This window comes from Halopiger thermotolerans, from assembly GCF_054654555.1.
The window spans coordinates 1,210,137-1,230,950 of sequence record NZ_BAAIEU010000004.1 but is presented as its reverse complement, the minus strand read 5'-3'; the positions used below and the strand labels follow the sequence as shown (position 1 = coordinate 1,230,950).

Here is a 20,814-nt window from a genome sequence, read left to right as displayed (position 1 = left end):
TTAGGCCACCTCCACGGACGGCCCCATCGTCGTCTTCACGTAGACGGCGTCGATGTTCTGGGGCCCCTTCTCGAGGTCGGCGTGCAGGCGTCGCAGGATGACGTCGATGTTGTCGGCGACGTCCTCGGCGTCCATCTCCTCGGACCCGACGAGCGTGTGGAACGTACGTCGGTCACCCGAGCGAAGCTGCACGGTGTTCTTGAGCCGGTTGACGGTCTCGACGACGTCCTCGTCGGGCGAGAGCGGGTCCGGCATCTTCCCCCGGGGACCGAGGATGGTACCCAGGTGCCGGGCGATATCTTGCATCATCGCCTCCTCGGCGATGAAGAAGTCCGTCTCGTCGGCCATGTCCTTGGCTTCGTCGTCGTCAAGGTCGGCCACGTCGTCCTCCGAAAGGACCTCGTCCGCGACCTCCTCGGCGCGGACGGCGGTTTCTCCTTCGGCGATGACGACGATTCGCGTCTCCTGTCCGGTTCCGGACGGGAGCACGACGGACTCGTCAACACGGTTCGACGGTTCGTTCAGGTCAAGGTCGCGCAGATTGATCGCGAGGTCGACCGTCTCGGTAAAGTTCCGATCCGGCGCTTCCTCGAGTGCGCGAGCCACTGCGGTTTCGATATCCGAATCTGCCATCGTTCACCTCCGTAGTACGCAGGAATGCTCCTACGGGTCAGTGAAACAGGCTAGGCCTGTCTCTGTTGAAGGAAATGCCATGCCGAACTTAAACCCGTCGAACTGCGTTCCTCGAGAGCCGCCCCGATCGCCGGCGTGCGACGGCGACGCGCGCGTATCGGCGCGTCGTCGCCGATCGATGACGCCGGCGGACCCGTTCGTCCATCAGCGCGGGAGCCGGGAGTCGGGAGCGAGTGACTCGCTACAGCGATCTCCGCCAACCAAAGGTAATATGGGACTGAACGATAGTTGTAGGCGTATGTGGCCAGAAAGTTTATACGCGGTTGTCGGTAGCGGGGGAGCGACGGCCGGCCCCCTCACGTCGTTCGGTTCCGAATGGATCGCGGGCTACCGATCGCTCGCGGTTCCCGTGCGTGCGGGCGGACAATTCGTTCTGACGGCGCTGCTCGCACTGCTCGTCCTCGGACTCGTGCAGGGGTACGGCTCCCGATCGGTCCGGACCGCCCGCCGGAGCCCGGTCATTTCGATCTGTATCGGCCTGCCGGCCGCGCTCGTCGTCGCCTCCCTCGCCGGGACGGGCTATCTCATTTCCGGCGAGAGCGTCGGGGTCTTCTTCGGCATCCCGCTGGTCGTCCTCGGGCTCGCGACGCTGCCGACGCTGACCGCGGTCGGCCTCGTCGCGATCGGGCGATCGATCGCGTCGCGGGCCGGCTACGACCGCCTGTGGGCCGGCGTCCTCGTCGGGAGCCTCCTCGCCGGCGCGGCCGGCGGTGCGCTCGAGGCGACGGTCGCCCTCGCCGCGCTCGCCGCCGCGCTCGGCGTCGGGGCCGGGGTCCGCGTGCTGTTCGCCGCGAGGGGTTCGACGCGACCCGACGAGCGAACCGTCCCGCCCGCGAACAAGATCTAAAATCTGCCGAGACTCGTTCTCCGCCGCCATTTGATCGGCTTTCCGCGTCCCGCCCGCTGCCGCGGCCGTCGCTCGGGTCGATCCGCTCGATCGCCTCGCTTGGACCGATCGCCTCGAGACGGCAGCCAGCGATACGCTACTGGTCGACCACCGCTAGCTCGGCACTAACGGCAACGTCGTCAGACGCTCGTCTGACGCCGAAACGGCCGTTACACTCGCGAGCGGGGTGTGGGAAGTATCGACCGAGCCGGCGGCTTCCGGGCGTCAGCGTCGGTGCGCACGGCACGGTCGGACCGGGAGAAAACGAGCCCGTGAGACGGTCTCCGAACCGGAACCGTTACTCGGCGAGGACGTCGTCGTACTCGCCGCTGTCGACGCGCTCCTTGAACTCGCGCGCGTCGTTGCCCTCGATGGTCACGCCCATCGAGGCGCAGGTACCGACGATCTCCTTCGCGGCGTTTTTCGTGTCGTAGGCGAGCAGGTCGGGGTGTTTCTGCTCGGCGATCTGCTTGACTTGATCGACGGACAGGTCAGCGACGAAGTCCTCCTGGGGTTCGCCGCTGCCGGTCTCGAAACCGGCCTCGTCCTTGATCAGTTCCGCCGTCGGCGGGACGCCGACGTCGATCGAGAACGAACCGTCGTCCTCGTAGTCGACGGTGACGGGAACTTCGGTGCCGTCGAACGCCTCGGTCTGGTCGTTGATCTCCTGGACGACCGCCTGTACGTCGACGGGCGTCGGTCCGAGCTCGGGACCGAGCGGCGGGCCGGGATCGGCCTGGCCACCCGGAACGAGCACTTCGATGGTTCCAGCCATACCTGTCACAACCCGTGCGCGAGTTTTAAGGGTTGCTTTTTCGGGCAGTCGTCGCCTGTGATAGGCTCACGCACGAGCGCCACGAGCGCCGGAGTCGGCGCGCGCTGCGAACCGCCGTCCACAGTAGCCGCCTCCGTCACCCGCCGTCGACGCTCTCGGCGCGCCACTCCGCGAACGACTCGAGCAGGTCGGCCTCGTCGAACCGTTCGATACACGGCACGTCGTAGGGGTGGAGTTCGCGGACCCGATCGACCAGGTCGTCGTAGGCGTCGTCGGTGGTCTTCGCGAGGAGGACGACCTCCTCGTCGCGGTGGATCTCGCCCTCCCAGCGGTACGTCGAGGTGGTCGACAGTCGGTTGACGCAGGCGGCCAGTCGCTCGTCGACCAGCGTCGCGGCGAGTTCGTCGGCGCGGTCCGGCGGCGCCGTGATGTAGACCGTCGGCATCGTCGCGGACTAGGCGCCGCCTGCGCAAAAAGGATGCTTCGTCGCGTCGTGACGTCGCGACTCGGCACCGCCGACACCGCCGTCTCCGCGTCGTCCGATCCGTGCCTCGAGGCGCTGATCAGAAACGGAGTTAGGCGTCGTCGACGACCGGATTAAACGCACCGTTGATGTCCCACTCGTGCAGACAGTGGGGGTTCCCGACTTGCTTTTCGCCGTCCTCGCTGTCGATTTGCCACGCTTCGAGTTCCTCGTCCCAGTATTCGGCGCGCTCGCACCGCTCGCATACGCGAGCCGTCGGCGCTCGGACCTGTGCACTCATTAGAAGGCCGTGAGAACTGCACGCATATAACGCTATTCTTGTGCGGCAATCGCTGCCGCCGGTCGCCAACCCGGAGACTCGAGGGCCTGCGCCGGCGTTTCTCCCCGCCGATTCGGGTGAGTCCGCCTCAGTAGACGGCGTCTTTGATCTCCTCGCGCAGGTCGTCGAACTGCTCGAGGTACGCGCGGCGCTCCGCTCGCAGATCGGCGGCCGCGTCCTCGTAATCGTCGACGTGGTCCGGGACGTAGTACTCCTCGACGTCGAGTCCGGGCACCGAGTCGGGAATCGTCAGCCCGGTGCGCTCGTCGTCGGTCCACTCGATCGTTCCGCGCGCGGCTTCGGTCAGGATCGTCACCGACTCCTCGACGCCGACGTCCTTGGACTCGTCGCCGAGATAGCCCGTGTTGATGATGTAACACTCGGCGTCCAGATCGTCGATGAGGTCCCGGAAGACGTTCCCTTCCTCGCCTTCGGAGCCGATGATGAACGGATTCGTCCCGACGACGCGGATCGATTCGCCCGCGCGGGACGGGTCGCCGGCGCTGGTCTCGATCGACTCGCCGAGCATGAAGGCGACGGCGGCCTCCTTCTCGTCTAACTTCGCGACCGGCGGCATCAGCGGATTTCGGGTGATGAAAAAGACCTGATCGAGCCGCTCGAGGTCGATCTCCTCGTCGGCGCTCTCGAGTTGGTCGCGCCGGACGATCGCCCGGGAGTTGGACGTGTACCGATCTTCGTCGAAGTGGACGGTGCCGTCGTCGTCGACGGCGACGTTCTCGAGGACCGCCGATTCGTGGGTCGCAGCCTCGTAGAGTTCGGGCTGTTCGTCCGGGTCGAGGCCGATGGTCTTGATGAACAGCCCCTCGCCTTCGCTGCCGGCGACCGTCCCGTCGGGCAGGAGCCCGCAGACGTCGTCCTGCAACATCGTGGCGTCTTCGGGCTCCTCGAGCCAGCAGCCGTGGGAGGTCAGCGTCGACTTGCCGGTCGCCGATAGGCCCATGAAGACCTGCCCGACGGTCCGGACGTCGCCGTCGGCGTCGCGGACGCGGACGCGCTTGCTCCCGGCGTGGAGGCCGAGCCCGCCCTGCTGCTTGATCCGGTACATGAACAGCCGGAGGAACGACTTCTTGGCCTCGCCGATGTAGTCCGTGCCCAGCACGGCCGTCACGCCCTCGTCGGGAAGCACGCGGATCGCGGTCTCGTCGTAGTCCGGATCCTGGACGGTGTAGAGGTCGGGCTCGCGGCCGTCGGCGGGCTCGAAGAGGGTCGTCCACGCGAGCGCGATCCGCGCGTGATCGACGGGGACGAACAGTCGGCAGCAGAAGGTCGCGTCGGGGTGGCGCCCCATCAGCCGATCGACGCAGACCATCTCGCGGTCGCCCGCTCGGCCGACCGCGTCCTCGAGGAGGTCGCGATCGCGGTCGGTAAACTCGTGGTCGACGGCGTTTTTCGTCCGGTCGGCGCTTCGCGACCGGACCTCGCTGACGTAGGAGGGTGAGCCGAACTCGGTCGTCGTCTCCTCGTGGGCGGCGAGTTCCCGAAGTTCCTCGCGGGAGGGGTTGTATCGGACGTTCGACGCAGTCGCCGGATCGGGAAGCTGTGTCGCCAGCGGACGGGGTTCCGTCCCGGTTTCGGACATATACGTAACAGCCGATCACCGCGATATATAAACATGCATATTTTGACCGCTGTGTGTCATAACTTACCTCAACTCGATCCTGTATAGGCGCTACGTACCTTCTATCGGCACTATAATCCGTTTCCTTACTCCAGACATAACCATACTAAATCTGGTATGTGTAGATTTGTACTCGGGTGAGAAATAATACTCGCCACTCGGTGCTCGTCCGTTTGCGAGCGGCGGCGCTCGTGGACGCCGACGGCGGTACCCGACCGCCCTCAGCGCCGTCCGAGCGATCCCACAGTCTGCAGGATGTGACCCACACCGTGGTCGGTCACCAGGAGGAACGCGGCGAGGGCCGTCGCACCGGTGACCGACGCCACCAGGAGCCAGAACGCCGGTCGGAAACCGGCGAACTCCGATACCGCGCCGACGATCGCGGGCGCGATCGCGCCCGCGACCATCAGCATCGTTCTGACGACGCCCAGTCCGCCGCCGGCGATGTCATCCGGAATGACCGTCATCAGGTACGCGCCGCGGACGGGCCGGAAGCCGTGTGATCCGACACCGACGGCGACGAGCGTGCCGCCGAGGAGGACCGGCCCGGCGGTCCCGGTCAGCGAGACGAACGCGATCAGCGCCGCCATCGCCACCCCGAGCGAGCACGCGATGATCGGCAGCCGCCCGAGCCGATCGCTGAGTTCGCCGGTGCCGAGCTGAACGAAGCTCACGAGGAAAAACAGGCTGTACAGCAGATTCGCGGTCGCGTCCCCGAACCCGGCCGCGTCCGTCAGGTACAGCGGGATGAAGGCCACGAGTCCGTTGTAGGTGAACGAAAACAGCACCGTCAGGAGCGCGAACGTCGCGAACCGCCGGTTCCGGAGGAGGCGAGCGTACGTTCCGAGGTCGACCGCGTCGAAGCCGCCAGTTGCGCCGCCGGCCGTCGTCTCGTCCGGCACGCGCTTCGGGACCCGAACGCGGAACAGGACGGCGAGCGCGACGCCGACCAATCCGCCGCTCAGAAAGATCAGCCGCCAGCTCTCGCCGAACGCGAAGGTGAGGCCGGCCACCGCGACCACCGCGGTCGGCGCGACGACGCCGCTGAAGGTCCCGACCGTGTCCAACACGCCGAGCGCTCGCCCCGTCCGATCGGGGTAGGCTCGAGCGAGGAGCCGAACCGAGACCGTCTTGTGGACGCCGGTGCCGCCGCCCATGACGAGCATCGCCGCGACGAGGACGGCGAACGGCGCGTCGACGGTCAGGATCAGCGCCGCGGTCGCTGCGACTAGAGCGCCCACCGTCACGACGACGACCGAGCCGAGCCGGTCCGCGAGCACGCCCGAGGGGAACTGCATGGCCGCGTAGACGAGCATGAAGCCGGTAAACGCCGTTCCCAGCGTGGCGTTCGAGACGCCGTAACTCGCCTGAAAGTCGCCGAACAGCGGCGGAAACGAGTACCGGAGGAACTTCGCGAGAAACCAGATCGCGGCCGTCAGCGCGAGGGCGTCGAACCGAGCGAGCCGTCGGACCGTCGTCGATACCGATTCCATCGCGTTCCTGTCAGTGTAGCGCCGCCGGCCGACGAGAAACCACCGGTTGCGGTCCGCGTCGCCGACACCGATCCGCGCCGCGGCCGTCGATCGTCCGGTTCCCGCGGATCTCCTATGGTAATATTATGACGTCCTAGGTATATTGAATATATACAGCAGAGCCTTATATGGACGGCTCGAGTACGTCGAGCCACGATGTCAACGAACAGTACTCGAGAGTGGGTCGATCCGATCGTTTGCCCCTTCTGCGGGGACGAACTCCCGTCGCCGGGCGCCGGATTCGTCGATCACATCGACGAGAGCGAGGCGTGCGAGCACCGATTCGATCGGTGGCGAACGAACGTCGCCGGCGATATGGGCGGCGAGTGGACGGGCTAGGGGGGTCGCCCGTCGAGAACGTCGGCCGCCGTGACGAACCGGCGAGACGTCGCTTCCGGTTGGCTCTCGCCCACTGATCCGCCTCGTTCTCGCCCACTGATTCGCGATCGGCTGCGACGTGATGCGTTCGAGCGCAGCCGCTATGGAATTCGACGAACGTTCGGTAATTAATCGGATTTATGCGATCGTAATTGTACGAATCGGTACTGGGCTGTTTGAGGATAATCCTTTTCCGTGGCACTGGTTCTCGTTTGGCTATGGTATACGCGGATCCGTACTCCCCCGACCGATCGTACTACGAGTGTCGCGACTGCGGCCACCGAGAAACGGCCGCGTCGCTCGCGTCCTGTCCCGAGTGCGGCGGCGTCGTGAGAAACATCGCGGTCGCCCGCGAGTAGTCGCTTCGCCGTCGCTCACGCGCGTTCCTTTCAGTCGAAGTCCGGCAGGTCCTCCGGCGGCTCGTACTCGGCCTCCCAGTCGATGTACTCCTCCTTGAGCACCTCCGAGACGATCTGGCCGAACTCCGTCAGCTCCGCGTTGATCGAGGAGACGGTCCCCCACGTGTCGAGTTCGGGGTGATACTCCCGGGCCTGCCAGTCCTCCGGAATCCCGGGCGCGTGGTAGCCGACGCGGTCGGCGAAGTCGTCCCAGAAGAAGTCGAACTGCGAGAACAGGTCGAGGTCGCGGGCGATCTCGTACTCCCGCTCCTCGAGATCGGTGTCTTCGCGCCACGTATCGAACGCCTCCTCCCAGGCGCCGGTCTCGAGAAACTCCTGGAGCTCCTCGCGGCGGTAGTCGACCTCGCCCTCGGCGCTGATCGTCGCGTCGTCGTATTCGTTCGGATCGACGAACTCCAGTTCCGGCGGCTCGGGGGGTTCGACCTCGAGTGTCATGCCCGTTCGTAGGACCGGTCGGCGGATAAGAATTCCCTCCTCGCGCTTGCGGTCCGCGCCGTGGCCGCGACGACCGTCGACCGCGAACGTGTTCCTCGAGTAATGGTAGTGACCCTACAGTTATTCGTCCGGCCGTCGTAGGGGCTCGTATGGCCAGTGAGACCGGCGGCCGCAGTTACAGTCTCACGGAGCTCTTCGCGATCAAGTTCGTCCTGGGGGACGTGCTGGTCATCGCGGCGTTCCTGCTCGGGGGACCGGTGGCCGGCGTCCTGACGCTTGCCCTCCTCATCTTCAGCTTCATTCTCGTGTGGGCGCTCACGCGGTCCGACGGGTCGGACGACGCGCGGGAGCCGGCGACCGCGACCGACGCGGATCGCACCGCGACGGACGCTGCGGCCGACGACCGCGATCCCGTCACCCGGCTGCAGGAGCGGTACGCCGCGGGCGAACTCTCCGACGCGGAGTTCGAGGCGAAGCTCGATCGGTTGATCGACTCCAACGAGCGCGCCGACCGGGCCGGGATCGACACCGAGGAACTCGAGTTCGGCTCCGAATCCGAGTCCGATCCGGAATCCGAACCGGAACTCGAGCGATCGGACTGAAAACCGCAGCCGCCGGTCGCCGTTTCCCGCCCCAACACTCAATCGGGAGACGCCCGTACCGCCGACCGATGAGCGACTACGAGGCGGTGATCCTCGACGTGGACGGGACGATCATCCGGGGCGACGAACTCCTGCCCGGCGCGACCGACGGCATCCGCGCCCTCGACGATGCCGACTGTTTGCGAGTCCTCTGTTCGAACAATCCGACCCGGGGCGGCGACCACTACCGCGAGAAACTCGCCCCGTTCGGCGTCGACGTCGATCCCGAGCGCGTGCTCACCTCGGCGACGATCACCGCCGCGTACCTCGCCGACACCCACCCCGACGATCGGGTCTACCTCGTCGGCGGCCAGCGACTCGAGTCGCTCCTCGAGGCAGCCGGCGTCGCCCTCACCGCCGATCCCGACGCGGCCGACGTCGTCGTCGGCTCGTTCGACGACGAGTTCTCCTACGAGACGCTCCGGGAGGCGCTGCGGGCCCTCGAGGGCGACGTCCCCTTCTACGGGACCGATCCGGACGCGACGATCCCGGTCGACGACGGCGCCGTTCCGGGCTCGGGGGCGATCCTCGCCGCGATGGAGGCCGTGGCCGGCCGCGAGCCGGACGCCGTCCTCGGTAAGCCCTCCGCCACTGCTGCCGAGGCGGCCATGGAGCTACTGGACGATCCGGCGCCCGACCGGACGCTGGTCGTCGGCGACCGCCTCGACACGGACGTCGAACTCGGCGCCCGCGCGGGGATGACGACCGCCGTCGTGCTCACCGGCGTGACGGATCGAGCCGACCTCGCCGACTCGTCCGTCGAGCCGGACCACGTCCTCGAGTCGCTGGCCGAGGTCGAGACGATCCTCTGAGTGCCGCCGCTGGTAAGTCGACGTGACTGTAATCCGACCAAACATATTTACCCGTATAAACCGCTATATTCGACACATGAGAGAGAAAATCACGACCGTCCTGCGACGCTCGCGATACGCGGCCATCGGCGCCGGTATCGGTGCCGGCATCGGGGCCCTGTTCAGTCGGAACGCGGCGAGTACCGGCGGCGCGATCGGCGGCCTCGTCGGCGCGCTCGTCGCTGAAACGCGCGACACGGCCAGCGAGTACGTCGAGAAGGCGAAAGAGCGTACCGCAGACGAGTAACGCCGGCCGGTTCCGTTCTCGTCGATCGGTCTCGGTTACGCGTCGACTCGCGGGTAGGGACGGCGGCCGTTCGGTCGACCCGGTCGCGGCCGGACGAGGCCGTCACAGCGCCGGCTCGGTCTCAGTGGTTGCCGTTCTCGTGGTTCGGCTCGTGACCGTTTCCGTTCTCCCCCGCGAGCGCTTCCTGCCGTAGCCGTTCTTCCTCGTCCGTCGAGACGGTCAGTTCGGGCACTTCGGTCGGCTCGTTGTCCTCGTCGATCGCGACGTAGACGAAGTAGGATTCGGTGGTCTTCTCGCGTTCCCGCGTTCGGAGGTCCTCGCGCTCGGTGACGAGTCTGACTTTGACGCTCGAGGTGCCCGCGTCGTAGACGTAGGCCGTGATGTAGGCGGTGTCGCCGACCGGGATGGGCCGTTCGAAGTCCATCCGGTTGACGTGGGCGGTGACGCAGGTCTCCCCCGAAAACCGCATCGCGGACATCGCGCCGACCTCGTCCATCCACTTCATCACGTTGCCGCCGTGGGCCACGTCGAGCATGTTCGCGTGGTTCGGCTGCACCATCTCGCGGTTCTCGATTACCGTCTCGATGAGATCGGTCATCACCCGTCGTTTCGAAAGCGAACACGTGAGTCTTACCGTCGCGCTCGAGCCGAGTCCGGTCGCGTCGACCGCCGTCTCACCGGCCCCGTGGGCCGTGCTGACACGGCTGTCGAGTCCGATACTGGTAAAAGTCGCGGCCAAGTTTACCCGCTAATGAGCGATGCAGGCGACGCCGACGTGCCGGAGCCCCCGACGTCCCCCTCCGACGGCGACGAGGGTTCCGTCACCGTCCTCGGGACGGCACACGTCTCGCAGGCGAGCGTCGACGAGGTTCACGAAACGGTCGATCGGGAACGGCCCGACGTGGTCGCCGTCGAACTCGACGAAGGACGCTACCGCCAGATGCAGGGCGGCACCCCCGACGACCTCGAGGCGACGGATCTCCTCTCGGGCAACACCGTGTTCCAGTTCTTGGCCTACTGGATGCTCTCGTACGTGCAGTCGCGGCTCGGCGAGCAGTTCGACATCGAACCGGGCGCGGACATGAAAGCCGGGATCGAGGCCGCCGAGCGCAACGGCAGCGGCGTCGCGCTGGTCGACCGAGACATTCAGGTGACGATCCAGCGGTTCTGGCAGCGGTTGTCCTTTACCGAGAAGCTAAAGATGGTCGGCGGGCTCGCGCTGGGCGTCACCGACCCACGGACGATCGGCCTCTCGCTGGGGGCCGTCGCCGGCGTCGTCTTCGGCGTCGTCTTCGCCGCCTTTCTCGCGCCCTACTTCGGGGCGGGCGACCTGCTCATGCTGGGCGTTACGGGGTCGTCGACGCTCCAGTACGTCGGCGCGGCCGGGGTCGGGGCCCTCCTCGGGCTCGTCGGCGGCTTCCTCTTTCTCCCGTCGCTCGAGCGGCTCGGGCAGGCCGCGGGCGGGATTCTGGATACGTTCGCGGGCCAGTTGGCCGTCAGCGTCCTCGCCGGCATCGCGGCCTGTCTCGCGTTCGTCGCGACCGGCGTCTCCGTCGGCCCGATCTCGGCCGCGGCCTTCGAGGGCGCCGGCGCCTACGCGATCCGCGGGACGGTCGGCGTCCTGGTCGGACTCGGAATCGGCGTCGCCGTCGGCGCCCTCCTCGGGGTCGTCCTCGACGCGTTCAGCGGCGATGTCGAGGAGGTCGACGAGATCGACATCGAGGAGATGACCGACGGCGACGTCGTCTCGGCGATGATGGAGGAGTTCCGCCAGTTCAGCCCCGGCGGAGCCAACGCCCTGATCGACGAGCGCGACGCCTACATCGCGCACAACCTCCACGACCTCCGCGAGCAGGGGTACGAGGTGCTCGCCATCGTCGGCGCCGGACACAGGGCCGGCATCGAACGCTACCTCGAGAACCCCGAGACGCTCCCGCCGAAGGAGTCGCTGACCGGGACGGCCTCGAGCAGCCGGTTCTCGCCGGCGAAGCTCGTCGGCTACCTCCTGACGTTCGGGTTCGTCGTGTTCTTCTTCCTGCTGGTCATGGCGGGGGTTCAGAACGCCTTCCTGCTCAAGCTGTTCGCGGCGTGGTTCCTGTTCAACGGGATCTTCGCGTTCGCGCTGGCGCGGCTCGCCGGCGCGCGCTGGACCAGCGCCGGCGTCGGCGGGCTTGTCGCCTGGCTGACCAGCATCAACCCGCTGCTCGCGCCGGGCTGGTTCACCGGTTACGTCGAACTCAAACACCGGCCGGTCAACGTCCGCGACATCCAGACGTTAAACGAGATCGTCGACGACACCGAGCGACCGATCGGGGAGGCGCTCGAGGACATGTTCGACGTGCCGCTGTTCCGCCTGATCATGATCGTCGCGCTGACCAACGTCGGGAGCATCATCGCGAGCGTGCTCTTTCCGCTGGTCGTGCTCCCCTGGCTGGCTCCCGAGATCGGCGGCGTCGACGCCCTGATGGCCGAACTCGTCCGCGGCGCCGAGAACAGCCTCGAGCTGCTTCGGGAGGTGCTGACGTGAGTACCGGTTCGCGCTCCGGTCGTCGACCGGATCCGGAGTTGACCTTCAGCGATCAGGAACTGTTCGATCTCGCCGTCGCCTGGCTGACGCTGAGCCTGGCCTTCGCGCTGTGGCGGACGCCCCTTCGGGCCGTCGACGTCGTCACCCTCGCCCGCCCGGTCGGGCTGAGCCTGGTGACCGTCGGCGTCGCCTTCCTGCTGCACGAACTCGCGCACAAGGTCGTCGCCGTCGAGTACGGCCAGGTCGCGGAGTTCCGGGCGGACTACCAGATGCTGTTCCTGGCACTCATGAGCGCGCTGGCCGGCTTCCTCTTCGCCGCGCCGGGAGCGGTCTACCACCGCGGGCAGATCACCCAGCGGGAGAACGCGATGATCGCGCTCGCCGGGCCAGTCACTAATCTCCTGCTTGCAGTGCTATTCTTCCCGTTGGTTTTGCTACCCGCACCTATCGAGACTATCGGACAGATGGGGATCGGGATCAACCTCTTCTTGGCCGCATTCAACATGATCCCGTTCGGCCCGCTGGACGGGCGAGCAGTCTTCAAGTGGCACAAAGGTATCTTTGCGCTCGTATTCGTCCCTAGCATCCTTACTGCAGGGTACATGGTTCTGTTCGTGGGGTTATTCTAACGTCCCAGCCGTCATTTCGATCGCCTACGATAGGCCTTCAGTTATCTCAATAGAATCATTGCGAATTGACGATCCTCATTCCTATCCGGACGCCGGTCCGAAACTTGACGGCAGACGTTTCGCACGTACTTGCGGACGCAGCTCGTGGGCGAGGCGAGCCCGCCGCGGACGGTCGTCCAGCCGTCCGCGATGGCTTTGAGGACGCGGCCTCGATCAATCGCGGTCCGAGGATATCAGCCTCCCGACCGCCGCTCGCCGGACCGGTGTCCTTTTGCTCACCCCGGGAGGTCGTTCACACATGACCGACCCAGCGGACGACGGGAGCGCGGACGCGGACGAGGAGCGACTCACCTACGCCGACACCGGCGTCGACATCGAAGCCAGCGAGGACGCGACCGCGGCCCTGCTCGAGGCCTTCGGCAGCGACCTTCGCACGGAGTACGCCGGCCTGATCGACATCGGCGATCGCTACCTCGCGCTCGCCACGGACGGCGTCGGCACCAAGTTGCTCGTCGCCGAGGCCATCGAGGACTACTCCACGATCGGCATCGACTGCATCGCGATGAACGTCAACGACCTCGTGGCCGCGGGCGTCGAGCCCGTCGCCTTCGTCGACTACCTCGCGATCGACGAGCCCGACGAGGCCCTCACCAACGAGATCGGCGAGGGGCTCGCCGTCGGGCTCGAGGAGGCCGACCTGACCATGCTCGGCGGCGAGACGGCGGTCATGCCCGAGGTCGTGAAGGGGTTCGACCTCGCGGGCACCTGCGCGGGGCTCGCGGGGAAGGACGAGGTGCTCGAGGGCGAGGCCGAAGTCGGCGACGCGCTGGTCGGCTTCCCCTCCAACGGGATCCACTCGAACGGGCTGACGCTGGCCCGCGAGGCGGTCACGCGCGACCACGAGTACACCGACGAGTTCCCGCTCGATCCCGAGCGAACGATCGGCGAGGAACTGCTCCGACCGACCCGGATCTACACGGATCTGCTCGAGTCGATGCGCGAGTACGACGTTCGCGCGGCGGCCCACGTCACGGGCGGCGGCTGGACGAACCTCCTGCGGATGGGCGAGCGCAAGTATGTCGTCGACGACCCGCTGCCGGCCCAGCCGATCTTCGAGTTCGTACAGGAGGAAGGCAACGTGACTGACGAGGAGATGCACCGGACGTTCAACATGGGGACCGGCTTCGTCGTCGCGCTTCCCGAGGCACAGGCGGCGGATCTCGTCGCTGCGACCGACGGACAGGTCATCGGCCGCGTCGAGGAGGGGAACTCGGTCGAAATTCGCGGACTCTCGCTGTCCTGACCGGGTTACAGCGCCGTGATCGGGGTGGACGTGTTGTTCGCGATCGAGTCGGGGACAGAGCGAAAGAGCGGTCGGAAGGTCGTTGGCGGGTGGTCCGCGACGACGATTCGGTCGACCGCGTGCTCGTCGGCGTAGTCGGCGATCTCCCGCGCCGCGTTGCCCGAGCGGACTGCCAGGTCGATCTCCCTGTCGCAGTGCTCGGCGAGCTCGCGGGCGCGGTCGAGCGCGTCGGCGGCCCCTCGGCACTGGGCGCGAGTGAAACGGTCCGGCGCCGGGAGCACGACGGTGCTCCCCTCGGTGGTCAGTTCGGGAACCACGTACTCGCAGGGGTCCTGGGCGCCGAACCGACCGAGCGGGCCGGCCGGAACGGTGACGTGGAGGACGGAAATCTTCGCGTCGGGATACTCCTCGAACGCGTACTCGAGCGCCGCGCCCGATGCGTCGGTCCGATCCATCGCCACCAGTACGTGCTGGCTCATACGGGCGGGTTCGCGCGGCCGTAGGTGATCGTTCCCGAACACAGGTGGCGTCTTTAAATCGGAACGTCGGGGTCGAAGCGACCGTTTCCGGCGGACTGCTTCCCTGTTCTGACTCCCCTATCGATCGGACTCGCTCTCCTCGGTCCGTGCCGACTACTCGGCGTTCCCCGTCGCGGCGCGGATCGTATCGTACTCCTCGTCGCCGTACGCGATAACGCGGACGTTCTCGAGCACCTCGGGCTCGTAGTCTCGGATCACCTCGCCGATGATCGCGGCGCCGTCGGCGAGGTCGAAGCCGGCGACGCCGCAGCCAAGCGCCGGGAGCACGACCGACTTACAGCCGAGGTCATCGGCCTCCTCGAGCGCGTTCCGGGTCGCGTCGCGGATGCTCTCGTCGGTCGCCTGGCCGTCGCCGTAGTGGGGCATCGCCGCGGCGTGGATGACGTACTCGGCGTCCAGGTCGTAGGCGTCCGTGACCGCGACCGCGCCGAGGTCGACGGGACCCTTCGCGGTGGCCTCCTCGTTGATCTCCTCGCCGGCGCCGCGACGGAGCGCGCCGGCGACGCCGGAGCCCATCTCGAGGCTCGTGCCCGCGGCGTTGACGAGCGCGTCTGCGGACTGTTCGGCGATGTCGCCCTGGATCACGTCGAACTCCATACGCGCCGGTACGGCCTCGAGCGGGTTGAAAGTAGGCGCTGAACCCCGATCTCGAGGGTGGGGGCCGGACCGCCTGTTCCGGGCCTCAAGGAGTCCCTCGAACCGAGGTTCCGAAGATCGGCGGACTCCATCCGTCCGTCGAACCGGGAGGCACCGGAGCGAACCGCACAGTTCCAGAGAACTTAGGCCGACCAAAACCTTTTTAGAATTAGGCCTACCTAACTCAGCGTGATGGACGTACCCGCTCGCAGGCAGGACCCCGACGCCGAAGAACCGGAGGAGCCGGCGGTGGTCGTGACCAGTCACGAAACCCGCCCCGGCAAGGTCGTCTTCACCGAACGAGACAACTCCGACGGCTGGATCGCGACCGATCTTGCCGTCGATCTCGAGCCCTGAACGGTCCGAACTCGACCGCGACGGACCGGCATCGGAGGCGACGCTCACCCCCACTCGACGGCGGAAACTCGGAACCGGTTCGGTAGTTTCGATCCGATAGCATCGGCTCACAACCGCGTTCTCTCGCTTCTCGACGGATCGAAATCGATCGGACGGAGTTGCGATTTCGCGATCGTTCGTTCGCGTAGCGAGCGAAAAGCAAAATCAAAACGAGTCCGTCTGCCGCCGCTGTACCCGGTCCGCCGGGATGCAGCCGTAGTCGGCCTTACTTCGTGGCCTCCTCGAGGACGAGGGTGTCGTCTTCGAGGTAGTGTTCGAAGTGGTGGCCGTCTTCCTCGAGGTGGACGAGGATCTCGCGCAGGATCTCGGCGGTCGCGGGGTCGCCGAGGTTCTCGGCGAGTTCGATGCTGTCGCGCATCGACTCGATGATGTCGCCGTACATCTCGAGGTCGTTCTCGAACATAGTGCGGACATCGTAGACGTCCTCGCCCTCGAACTCGACGGTCGCCCGCTCCTCGAGGTTCGACGGTCCAGAGACGGGGACACCGCCCAGCGCCTGAGCCCGCTCGGCGATCTCGTCGGCCCCCTCCTCGACGTGCTCGTACGCCTCCTCGAGGAACTCGTGCAGCGGCAGGAACTCGGCGCCCTCGACGACCCAGTGGTGCTTCTTGAGCTGGTGGTACAGTACGTAGGAATTCGCCAGTTCCGTGTTCAGCGCCTCGACGATCTGCTCGGACTTCTCTTGGTCGAGCCGGAGCTGACTCTCCTCGACGGTGTCGGCGGACTGTCGGACGGTCTTCTGGGTGCTCATCGTATTCGATAGATGGTCCGCGACCTACTTAAAGCTTATCCAGTCAGAAACAATTGTTCCGCTTTCGCAAAAATCTATTCCAGAATATCGCGGTTTTATTTTTGGTCGGCCTAACTCTCGGCGGATCGCTGACCGATGGCGATCGGTGGAAGACGACGCGTCCGCGACCGAAAAAAACCGACGACGAGCATGCAAGCCGGCTTCCTTTCGTCCTCCGTCGCCGTTCGTCTTCCATGGCTCCCGATCTCGGCCGGTCCGTCTCGTTCGGCAAGACGGTCTTCGGCGGCATTCAAGAGAAGAACGTCACGTTCATGGCCGCGAGCATCGCCTACCAGGCGTTCATCTCGCTGTTACCGCTGCTGGTGCTCGTGTTCTTCCTCGTCACGATCGTCGGCGGCGACCAGTTCGCCACCGAGGTCACCGCCGCGACCGAGGGCTTTCTCCCCGAGAGCGGACAGTTGATCGTCGAGAACGCGATCGAGAACTCGCCCGCAACGGCGGGGTCGTCGATCATCGGCGTCCTCGTCCTCCTATGGGGGGCATTGAAGATCTTCCGCGGGCTGGACACGGCGTTCTCCGAGATCTACGAGACCACGGCGGAGAGTTCGCTCGTCGACCAGATCCGTGACGGTCTGATCGTCTTCGGCGCGCTTGGCGGCGCGCTGCTCGCGGCGGTCGCGGCGAGCATCGTCCTCGCGTTCTTCCCGGCGATTCCGTTCATTAGCGTGCTCCAGCCGCTCCTGCTCGTCGGCGTACTCACCCTCGCGTTCCTCCCGATGTACTACTACTTCCCCGACCTCGACCTCTCCGCCCGCGAGGTGCTGCCGGGCGCCGCCGTCGCCGCCGTCGGCTGGACGGCGCTCCAGTCGCTGTTTCAGGTCTACGTCTCCTTCGCCGGAAGCTCGGAGAGCGCGGGGCCGCTCGGTGCAATTTTGCTGTTGCTCACGTGGCTCTACTTCGGCGGACTCATCCTGCTGATCGGCGCCGTCGTCAACGGGGTTAGAGGGGGCCACCTCACGCTCGAGGCCGACGAGGACGACGCGGACGAGCCGGACGCCGCCGACGATCACGAGACGATCCCCGAGTCGGACCGCCCGCCGTTCGTCGACGACGGCCGACGGGAGCGCGAGCACCTCGCCGAGCAACTCGAGACCGTCGCCCGCGAGCGCGACCAACTGCAACACGACCTCGCGTCCCAGCGCAACCGGCGGTATCGGCTCGAGGACCGCGTCGACGCGCTCGAGACGCGAGTCGACGAACTCGAGACCGCGAACCGCGACCTCGAGGACGAAAACGAGCGGCTTCGACGGGAACTCGAAGATGAGCGACGAGAGCCCGAGTGGCGACGGCAGCTCCGTAGGGGACTGGGTCACGTCCGGACGCTCCGAATCGGCGTCGTCGAGCGCGAGTGAGGCCGTCGTGTTCGCATTCGCCCGCTTACTCGTCGCACAGCGCGTGACGCCGCGTCTTTTCGGGCGTCGATCGTTCGGTCGACCGGTTGCAGACCCCCTGTTACTAACACGACCGGCTTAGCTGCCACGAGTTATTAACAACGAGCCTGGAGATAACAACTCTTTTATGCTCGAGCCCGTACCCTCTCGTATGAATCCGTCACGCCGTTCGGTGCTGCAGGCCGGCGCTGGGTCGCTCGCGCTCTCCTCGCTCGCCGGTCTCGCCGGCTGTCTGAGCGAACCCAACGCTGGCGTCAGTCCCGAGGGCGGCTACGCGGCGTTTTTCCCCCTTCTGGACTGGAGCGAACGCGTGGCCGGCGATCGACTGTCGTTCGAGAGCCCGGTCGAGGCGGGCCAGATCGGCCACGGCTGGGAACCCCAGGGCGATCTCACCGCCGACGTCGCGGCCGCGGAGGTCTTCGTCTACCTCGATTCGCCCGAGTTCTCCTGGGCGCAGGACGTCGCGTCGCAGCTCGAGACCGATTACGACCACGTCACGCTGATCGACGGCATGGACGGGCTCGAGGACGAGTTGTTGGCGTTCGACGAGGCGCACGAGCACGATCACGGAGACGAGCACGACCACCCCAACGAGAGCACGGACGGCCACGGCGACGGACACGATCACGGCACCAACGAGAGCGCCGGATCTCACGAGCACGACGAGCACGAGCACGACAACAGCACCGACGGTTCGGAGTTCCACGACCCCCACGTCTGGGTCGACCCCGTGTTCGCGCAGGAGATCGTCGGGACCATCGCGGACGGACTCGCCACCGCCGATCCCGACAACGAGGGGACTTACAGGGACAACGCTGACGCGTACGCGCAACGGCTCGCGGAGGTCGACGAGCAGTTCGAGTCGCTCGTCGCGGAAGCCGACCGCGACGTCGCCGTCCTCGCCGGCCACGACTCCTTCCGGTACATCGAGGAGCGGTACGGCTTCGAGTTGCACACGCCGGTCGACGTTTCGCCCAACGCGGAGATCACCTCCGGACAGCTCGCGGACACCATCGACCTCATCGACGAGCACGAGATGGAGACGATCCTGTACGACCCGTTCGAGACGACTGGCGGCGACGAGCTTCCCCAGCAAGCTATGCACCTCCTCGAGAACAGCCACGCCGAATCGGCCGAGCCGATCAGCCCGCTGGCGGGGACCACCGCCGAGTGGAACGACCGCGGCTGGGGCTGGCTCGAGCAGATGACGGAACTGAACCTGCCGTCGCTCCGGGCGGCGCTGGGGGTGGCGGAATGAACCGGGGATCGAACGGTACGGGTACTGGCACGGCCGCCGAAGTGGAAGACCGAAGTACCCTCGGCGTCCAACGGCGGGTGAGACGACAGTGACGGCGAATTCGGACCTCGATCCGGAACCAGACCTGGACTCGGCCTCGGACCCGGTCGTGAAACTGGAGGACGTCTCGTTCGCCTACGGCGAGCAACTCGCCGTCGACGACGTGACGCTGACCGTCGAGGCGGGCGATTTCCTCGGGCTGATCGGTCCCAACGGCTCCGGCAAGACGACCCTGCTGCAGCTCATGCTCGGGCTGCTCAGTCCCGACAGCGGCTCGGTCGAACTGTTCGGCCAGCCCGTCGACGAGTTCGAACAGGGCGAACGCATCGGCTACGTCTCCCAGCAGGCCACGAGCGGCGGCGGCGCCATGCCCGTCACCGTCCGAGAGTGCGTTCGGATGGGCCGGTTCGCCCACGTCGGCCACTCCCGGCTGTCCGACGAGGACCGCGCCATCGCCGACGAAGCCCTCGACACGGTCGGCATCGCGGACCTCGCGGACCAGCAGCTCAACCAGCTCTCGGGCGGCCAGCGCCAGCGCGCCTACATCGCGCGGGCCCTGGCCTCCGAGGCCGACCTGCTCGCGTTAGACGAGCCGACGGTCGGGGTCGACGCCGAATCCCGGGACGCGTTCTACCAGCTGCTCGAGTCGCTGAACGAGGACGGGATCACGATCATCCTGATCGAGCACGACATCGGCGTCGTTACGGACCGGGCGGATCGCATCGCCTGTATCAACACGGAGCTGTACCACCACGGCGACACGGAATCGTTCGTCGAGAGTGACGCGCTGAGCGAAGCCTACGGGGCGACGGGCACGGTCGTCCACCACCACCACTGACACGATGAGCGGGGACGAACGCACGACGACAGGGGCGACGGGGACGACGGACGGAGAACGAGAGCCGCGGCAGCGATCGCACGGCGACGGCGACGGTCTCCGATCGCTCGAGCCGCGCCGCGGGATCGAACTCGCGGGGCTCGGCCTCGTCGCGGTGCTCGCGGCCGCGATGGTCGGATTCGTGGCGCTCGACTGGCTCCGCCACGTCTTCCCCCCGGCCCGGTTCCCGTTCGAGCAGTTCCTCATCGCCGGGATGTGGCTCGATTACTACCTCGGGACGAACGTCTTCCAGCACGCGTTCATGTGGCGCCAGATCGCGACGGGGGTCCTCGTCGGGATCGTCGCGCCGCTGGTCGGCACCTACCTCGTCCACCGACAGATGGCGCTGATCGGGGAGACGCTCGCCCACACGGCGTTCGCGGGCGTCGCCGTCGGGCTCATCGTCAGCGGCCTGACCGGCTGGAACGGCTCGCTGCTGTGGGTCGCGCTCGTCGTGGCCGTCCTCGGCGCGCTCGCGGTCCAGTGGCTCACCGAGCGCACGAGCGCGTTCGGCGACGTTCCCGTCGCGATCATGCTGACCGGGAGCTTCGCCGTCGGCACGCTGTTGATCAGCTGGGGGCGCTCGTCGATGTCGATCGCGATCGACATCGAGGGCTTCCTGTTCGGCAACATCGCCGTCGTCACGGCCGACGGGGCGCGCATGATGGCGATCCTCAGCGTGGCCGTCGTCGCCGTCGTCGCGGCGACCTACAAGCAGTTGCTCTTTATCACGTTCGACGAGCAGGCGGCCCGCGTCGCCCGGCTCAACGTCCGCGGATACAACACCCTGCTGATCGTGATGACCGCGGTCGTCGTCGTCGGCGCGATGCAGGTGCTGGGCGTGATCCTCGTGGCCGGCATGCTCGTGATCCCCGTCGCGACGGCCTCCCAGATCGCGCGCAGCTTCCGCGAGACGCTGTACTGCTCGATCCTGTTCGGTCAGTGTGCAGTGCTTGGCGGGTTCGCGTTCGCGCTCGGGTTTGGCCTGCCCTCCGGCGGCTCGATCATCGTGGTCGCGATCCTGTTCTACCTCTGTTCGATCGCCCTCTCGGATCGGTCGACGGCGGCGATTTCGATGCACTGACGCC

The 20,814-nt window shown here is 66.7% G+C and carries 25 protein-coding genes; 14 read left to right on the top strand and 11 right to left on the bottom strand.

Annotated elements, in window-relative coordinates:
• A complete protein-coding gene (locus tag ACYQ26_RS13745; protein WP_459809464.1) occupies positions 1–633 on the bottom strand; it encodes a 50S ribosomal protein L1 in 633 nt (210 codons plus the stop codon).
• Positions 634–931: 298 nt separating this feature from the next.
• Here ACYQ26_RS13745 and ACYQ26_RS13740 point away from each other — a divergent pair, with 298 nt between their 5' ends.
• Complete coding sequence (locus tag ACYQ26_RS13740; protein ID WP_459809463.1) at positions 932–1,540, top strand: hypothetical protein; 609 nt, start codon at positions 932–934, stop codon at positions 1,538–1,540.
• 337 nt (positions 1,541–1,877) lie between these two features.
• On the opposite strand, the gene ACYQ26_RS13735 is transcribed toward ACYQ26_RS13740, so the two are convergent.
• The 5 genes from ACYQ26_RS13735 to ACYQ26_RS13715 form a co-directional block, all read right to left on the bottom strand.
• Positions 1,878–2,354 carry a 50S ribosomal protein L11 gene (locus ACYQ26_RS13735; RefSeq protein WP_459809462.1) on the bottom strand — a complete coding sequence of 159 codons (477 nt, stop codon included), beginning with the start codon at positions 2,352–2,354 and terminating at the stop codon, positions 1,878–1,880.
• A gap of 136 nt (positions 2,355–2,490) precedes the next feature.
• The gene (gene cutA, locus ACYQ26_RS13730; protein WP_459809461.1) at positions 2,491–2,799 is read right to left on the bottom strand and encodes a divalent-cation tolerance protein CutA; all 309 of its coding nucleotides are present in this window, start codon (positions 2,797–2,799) and stop codon (positions 2,491–2,493) included.
• A gap of 130 nt (positions 2,800–2,929) precedes the next feature.
• Complete coding sequence (locus ACYQ26_RS13725) at positions 2,930–3,118, bottom strand: HEWD family protein (protein ID WP_459809460.1); 189 nt, start codon at positions 3,116–3,118, stop codon at positions 2,930–2,932.
• A gap of 127 nt (positions 3,119–3,245) precedes the next feature.
• Complete coding sequence (locus ACYQ26_RS13720) at positions 3,246–4,757, bottom strand: phosphoenolpyruvate carboxykinase (ATP) (RefSeq protein WP_459809459.1); 1,512 nt, start codon at positions 4,755–4,757, stop codon at positions 3,246–3,248.
• Positions 4,758–5,017: 260 nt separating this feature from the next.
• Complete coding sequence (locus tag ACYQ26_RS13715) at positions 5,018–6,289, bottom strand: MFS transporter (protein WP_459809458.1); 1,272 nt, start codon at positions 6,287–6,289, stop codon at positions 5,018–5,020.
• A gap of 195 nt (positions 6,290–6,484) precedes the next feature.
• Here ACYQ26_RS13715 and ACYQ26_RS13710 point away from each other — a divergent pair, with 195 nt between their 5' ends.
• Positions 6,485–6,667: a DUF7501 family protein gene (locus ACYQ26_RS13710; protein ID WP_459809457.1), complete on the top strand. Its 183-nt coding sequence runs from the start codon at positions 6,485–6,487 to the stop codon at positions 6,665–6,667.
• A 257-nt stretch (positions 6,668–6,924) separates the two neighbouring features.
• Entirely contained in the window at positions 6,925–7,065 is a 141-nt protein-coding gene (locus tag ACYQ26_RS13705) for a rubrerythrin-like domain-containing protein (protein ID WP_459809456.1), read from the top strand.
• 30 nt (positions 7,066–7,095) lie between these two features.
• Here ACYQ26_RS13705 and ACYQ26_RS13700 read toward each other — a convergent pair whose 3' ends face one another.
• Complete coding sequence (locus ACYQ26_RS13700) at positions 7,096–7,560, bottom strand: DUF7992 family protein (protein ID WP_459809455.1); 465 nt, start codon at positions 7,558–7,560, stop codon at positions 7,096–7,098.
• 149 nt (positions 7,561–7,709) lie between these two features.
• Between ACYQ26_RS13700 and ACYQ26_RS13695 the strand changes: the two genes are divergently transcribed.
• From ACYQ26_RS13695 to ACYQ26_RS13685, 3 genes are all read left to right on the top strand, one after another.
• The gene (locus ACYQ26_RS13695) at positions 7,710–8,162 is read left to right on the top strand and encodes an SHOCT domain-containing protein (protein ID WP_459809454.1); all 453 of its coding nucleotides are present in this window, start codon (positions 7,710–7,712) and stop codon (positions 8,160–8,162) included.
• 68 nt (positions 8,163–8,230) lie between these two features.
• Entirely contained in the window at positions 8,231–9,013 is a 783-nt protein-coding gene (locus ACYQ26_RS13690) for an HAD-IIA family hydrolase (protein ID WP_459809453.1), read from the top strand.
• A 76-nt stretch (positions 9,014–9,089) separates the two neighbouring features.
• Positions 9,090–9,299 (top strand): hypothetical protein, encoded by a 210-nt coding sequence (locus ACYQ26_RS13685; RefSeq protein ID WP_459809452.1) that lies wholly within the window; start codon positions 9,090–9,092, stop codon positions 9,297–9,299.
• 121 nt (positions 9,300–9,420) lie between these two features.
• Here the strand turns inward: ACYQ26_RS13685 and ACYQ26_RS13680 are convergent, their stop codons facing one another.
• Entirely contained in the window at positions 9,421–9,897 is a 477-nt protein-coding gene (locus ACYQ26_RS13680; protein ID WP_459809451.1) for an acyl-CoA thioesterase, read from the bottom strand.
• A 153-nt stretch (positions 9,898–10,050) separates the two neighbouring features.
• Here ACYQ26_RS13680 and ACYQ26_RS13675 point away from each other — a divergent pair, with 153 nt between their 5' ends.
• The 3 genes from ACYQ26_RS13675 (at position 10,051) to purM (ending at position 13,758) form a co-directional block, all read left to right on the top strand.
• Complete coding sequence (locus ACYQ26_RS13675; protein ID WP_459809450.1) at positions 10,051–11,826, top strand: TraB/GumN family protein; 1,776 nt, start codon at positions 10,051–10,053, stop codon at positions 11,824–11,826.
• Positions 11,823–12,455: a zinc metalloprotease gene (locus ACYQ26_RS13670; RefSeq protein ID WP_459809449.1), complete on the top strand. Its 633-nt coding sequence runs from the start codon at positions 11,823–11,825 to the stop codon at positions 12,453–12,455. Before ACYQ26_RS13675 ends, ACYQ26_RS13670 begins: the two co-directional genes overlap by 4 nt.
• Before the next feature lie 298 nt (positions 12,456–12,753).
• The gene (gene purM / locus ACYQ26_RS13665; protein WP_459809448.1) at positions 12,754–13,758 is read left to right on the top strand and encodes a phosphoribosylformylglycinamidine cyclo-ligase; all 1,005 of its coding nucleotides are present in this window, start codon (positions 12,754–12,756) and stop codon (positions 13,756–13,758) included.
• 5 nt (positions 13,759–13,763) lie between these two features.
• Here purM and ACYQ26_RS13660 read toward each other — a convergent pair whose 3' ends face one another.
• Together ACYQ26_RS13660 and ACYQ26_RS13655 are read right to left on the bottom strand one after the other, a co-directional pair.
• On the bottom strand, positions 13,764–14,237 hold the full coding sequence (locus tag ACYQ26_RS13660; RefSeq protein WP_459809447.1) for a universal stress protein: 474 nt from the start codon (positions 14,235–14,237) through the stop codon (positions 13,764–13,766).
• A gap of 153 nt (positions 14,238–14,390) precedes the next feature.
• Complete coding sequence (locus ACYQ26_RS13655; RefSeq protein ID WP_459809446.1) at positions 14,391–14,894, bottom strand: macro domain-containing protein; 504 nt, start codon at positions 14,892–14,894, stop codon at positions 14,391–14,393.
• Positions 14,895–15,125: 231 nt separating this feature from the next.
• On the opposite strand from ACYQ26_RS13655, the gene ACYQ26_RS13650 reads away from it, so the two are divergent.
• A complete protein-coding gene (locus ACYQ26_RS13650; RefSeq protein ID WP_459809445.1) occupies positions 15,126–15,290 on the top strand; it encodes a hypothetical protein in 165 nt (54 codons plus the stop codon).
• 265 nt (positions 15,291–15,555) lie between these two features.
• Here ACYQ26_RS13650 and dpsA read toward each other — a convergent pair whose 3' ends face one another.
• On the bottom strand, positions 15,556–16,101 hold the full coding sequence (dpsA, locus tag ACYQ26_RS13645) for a DNA starvation/stationary phase protection protein DpsA (protein WP_459809444.1): 546 nt from the start codon (positions 16,099–16,101) through the stop codon (positions 15,556–15,558).
• Between the two features lie 233 nt (positions 16,102–16,334).
• Between dpsA and ACYQ26_RS13640 the strand changes: the two genes are divergently transcribed.
• The 4 genes from ACYQ26_RS13640 (at position 16,335) to ACYQ26_RS13625 (ending at position 20,810) form a co-directional block, all read left to right on the top strand.
• The gene (locus ACYQ26_RS13640; RefSeq protein ID WP_459809443.1) at positions 16,335–17,513 is read left to right on the top strand and encodes a YhjD/YihY/BrkB family envelope integrity protein; all 1,179 of its coding nucleotides are present in this window, start codon (positions 16,335–16,337) and stop codon (positions 17,511–17,513) included.
• A gap of 190 nt (positions 17,514–17,703) precedes the next feature.
• A complete protein-coding gene (locus ACYQ26_RS13635; RefSeq protein ID WP_459809442.1) occupies positions 17,704–18,810 on the top strand; it encodes a metal ABC transporter substrate-binding protein in 1,107 nt (368 codons plus the stop codon).
• Between the two features lie 88 nt (positions 18,811–18,898).
• Entirely contained in the window at positions 18,899–19,687 is a 789-nt protein-coding gene (locus ACYQ26_RS13630) for a metal ABC transporter ATP-binding protein (RefSeq protein ID WP_459809441.1), read from the top strand.
• Between the two features lie 4 nt (positions 19,688–19,691).
• Positions 19,692–20,810: a metal ABC transporter permease gene (locus ACYQ26_RS13625; RefSeq protein WP_459809440.1), complete on the top strand. Its 1,119-nt coding sequence runs from the start codon at positions 19,692–19,694 to the stop codon at positions 20,808–20,810.
• Positions 20,811–20,814 lie beyond the last annotated feature (4 nt).

Excerpts from the sequence above, each read along its gene's own strand:
- ACYQ26_RS13675 (WP_459809450.1), top strand. The coding sequence starts at position 10,051 with ATGAGCGATGCAGGCGACGCCGACGTGCCGGAGCCCCCGACGTCCCCC.
- ACYQ26_RS13705 (WP_459809456.1), top strand. The coding sequence starts at position 6,925 with ATGGTATACGCGGATCCGTACTCCCCCGACCGATCGTACTACGAGTGT.
- ACYQ26_RS13735 (WP_459809462.1), bottom strand. The coding sequence starts at position 2,354 with ATGGCTGGAACCATCGAAGTGCTCGTTCCGGGTGGCCAGGCCGATCCC.
- ACYQ26_RS13640 (WP_459809443.1), top strand. The coding sequence starts at position 16,335 with ATGGCTCCCGATCTCGGCCGGTCCGTCTCGTTCGGCAAGACGGTCTTC.
- ACYQ26_RS13720 (WP_459809459.1), bottom strand. The coding sequence starts at position 4,757 with ATGTCCGAAACCGGGACGGAACCCCGTCCGCTGGCGACACAGCTTCCC.
- ACYQ26_RS13740 (WP_459809463.1), top strand. The coding sequence starts at position 932 with ATGTGGCCAGAAAGTTTATACGCGGTTGTCGGTAGCGGGGGAGCGACG.
- ACYQ26_RS13685 (WP_459809452.1), top strand. The coding sequence starts at position 9,090 with ATGAGAGAGAAAATCACGACCGTCCTGCGACGCTCGCGATACGCGGCC.
- ACYQ26_RS13650 (WP_459809445.1), top strand. The coding sequence starts at position 15,126 with ATGGACGTACCCGCTCGCAGGCAGGACCCCGACGCCGAAGAACCGGAG.
- ACYQ26_RS13695 (WP_459809454.1), top strand. The coding sequence starts at position 7,710 with ATGGCCAGTGAGACCGGCGGCCGCAGTTACAGTCTCACGGAGCTCTTC.
- ACYQ26_RS13710 (WP_459809457.1), top strand. The coding sequence starts at position 6,485 with ATGTCAACGAACAGTACTCGAGAGTGGGTCGATCCGATCGTTTGCCCC.
- purM (WP_459809448.1), top strand. The coding sequence starts at position 12,754 with ATGACCGACCCAGCGGACGACGGGAGCGCGGACGCGGACGAGGAGCGA.
- dpsA (WP_459809444.1), bottom strand. The coding sequence starts at position 16,101 with ATGAGCACCCAGAAGACCGTCCGACAGTCCGCCGACACCGTCGAGGAG.
- ACYQ26_RS13635 (WP_459809442.1), top strand. The coding sequence starts at position 17,704 with ATGAATCCGTCACGCCGTTCGGTGCTGCAGGCCGGCGCTGGGTCGCTC.
- ACYQ26_RS13690 (WP_459809453.1), top strand. The coding sequence starts at position 8,231 with ATGAGCGACTACGAGGCGGTGATCCTCGACGTGGACGGGACGATCATC.
- ACYQ26_RS13660 (WP_459809447.1), bottom strand. The coding sequence starts at position 14,237 with ATGAGCCAGCACGTACTGGTGGCGATGGATCGGACCGACGCATCGGGC.
- ACYQ26_RS13625 (WP_459809440.1), top strand. The coding sequence starts at position 19,692 with ATGAGCGGGGACGAACGCACGACGACAGGGGCGACGGGGACGACGGAC.
- ACYQ26_RS13745 (WP_459809464.1), bottom strand. The coding sequence starts at position 633 with ATGGCAGATTCGGATATCGAAACCGCAGTGGCTCGCGCACTCGAGGAA.
- ACYQ26_RS13700 (WP_459809455.1), bottom strand. The coding sequence starts at position 7,560 with ATGACACTCGAGGTCGAACCCCCCGAGCCGCCGGAACTGGAGTTCGTC.
- ACYQ26_RS13725 (WP_459809460.1), bottom strand. The coding sequence starts at position 3,118 with ATGAGTGCACAGGTCCGAGCGCCGACGGCTCGCGTATGCGAGCGGTGC.
- ACYQ26_RS13655 (WP_459809446.1), bottom strand. The coding sequence starts at position 14,894 with ATGGAGTTCGACGTGATCCAGGGCGACATCGCCGAACAGTCCGCAGAC.
- ACYQ26_RS13715 (WP_459809458.1), bottom strand. The coding sequence starts at position 6,289 with ATGGAATCGGTATCGACGACGGTCCGACGGCTCGCTCGGTTCGACGCC.
- cutA (WP_459809461.1), bottom strand. The coding sequence starts at position 2,799 with ATGCCGACGGTCTACATCACGGCGCCGCCGGACCGCGCCGACGAACTC.
- ACYQ26_RS13680 (WP_459809451.1), bottom strand. The coding sequence starts at position 9,897 with ATGACCGATCTCATCGAGACGGTAATCGAGAACCGCGAGATGGTGCAG.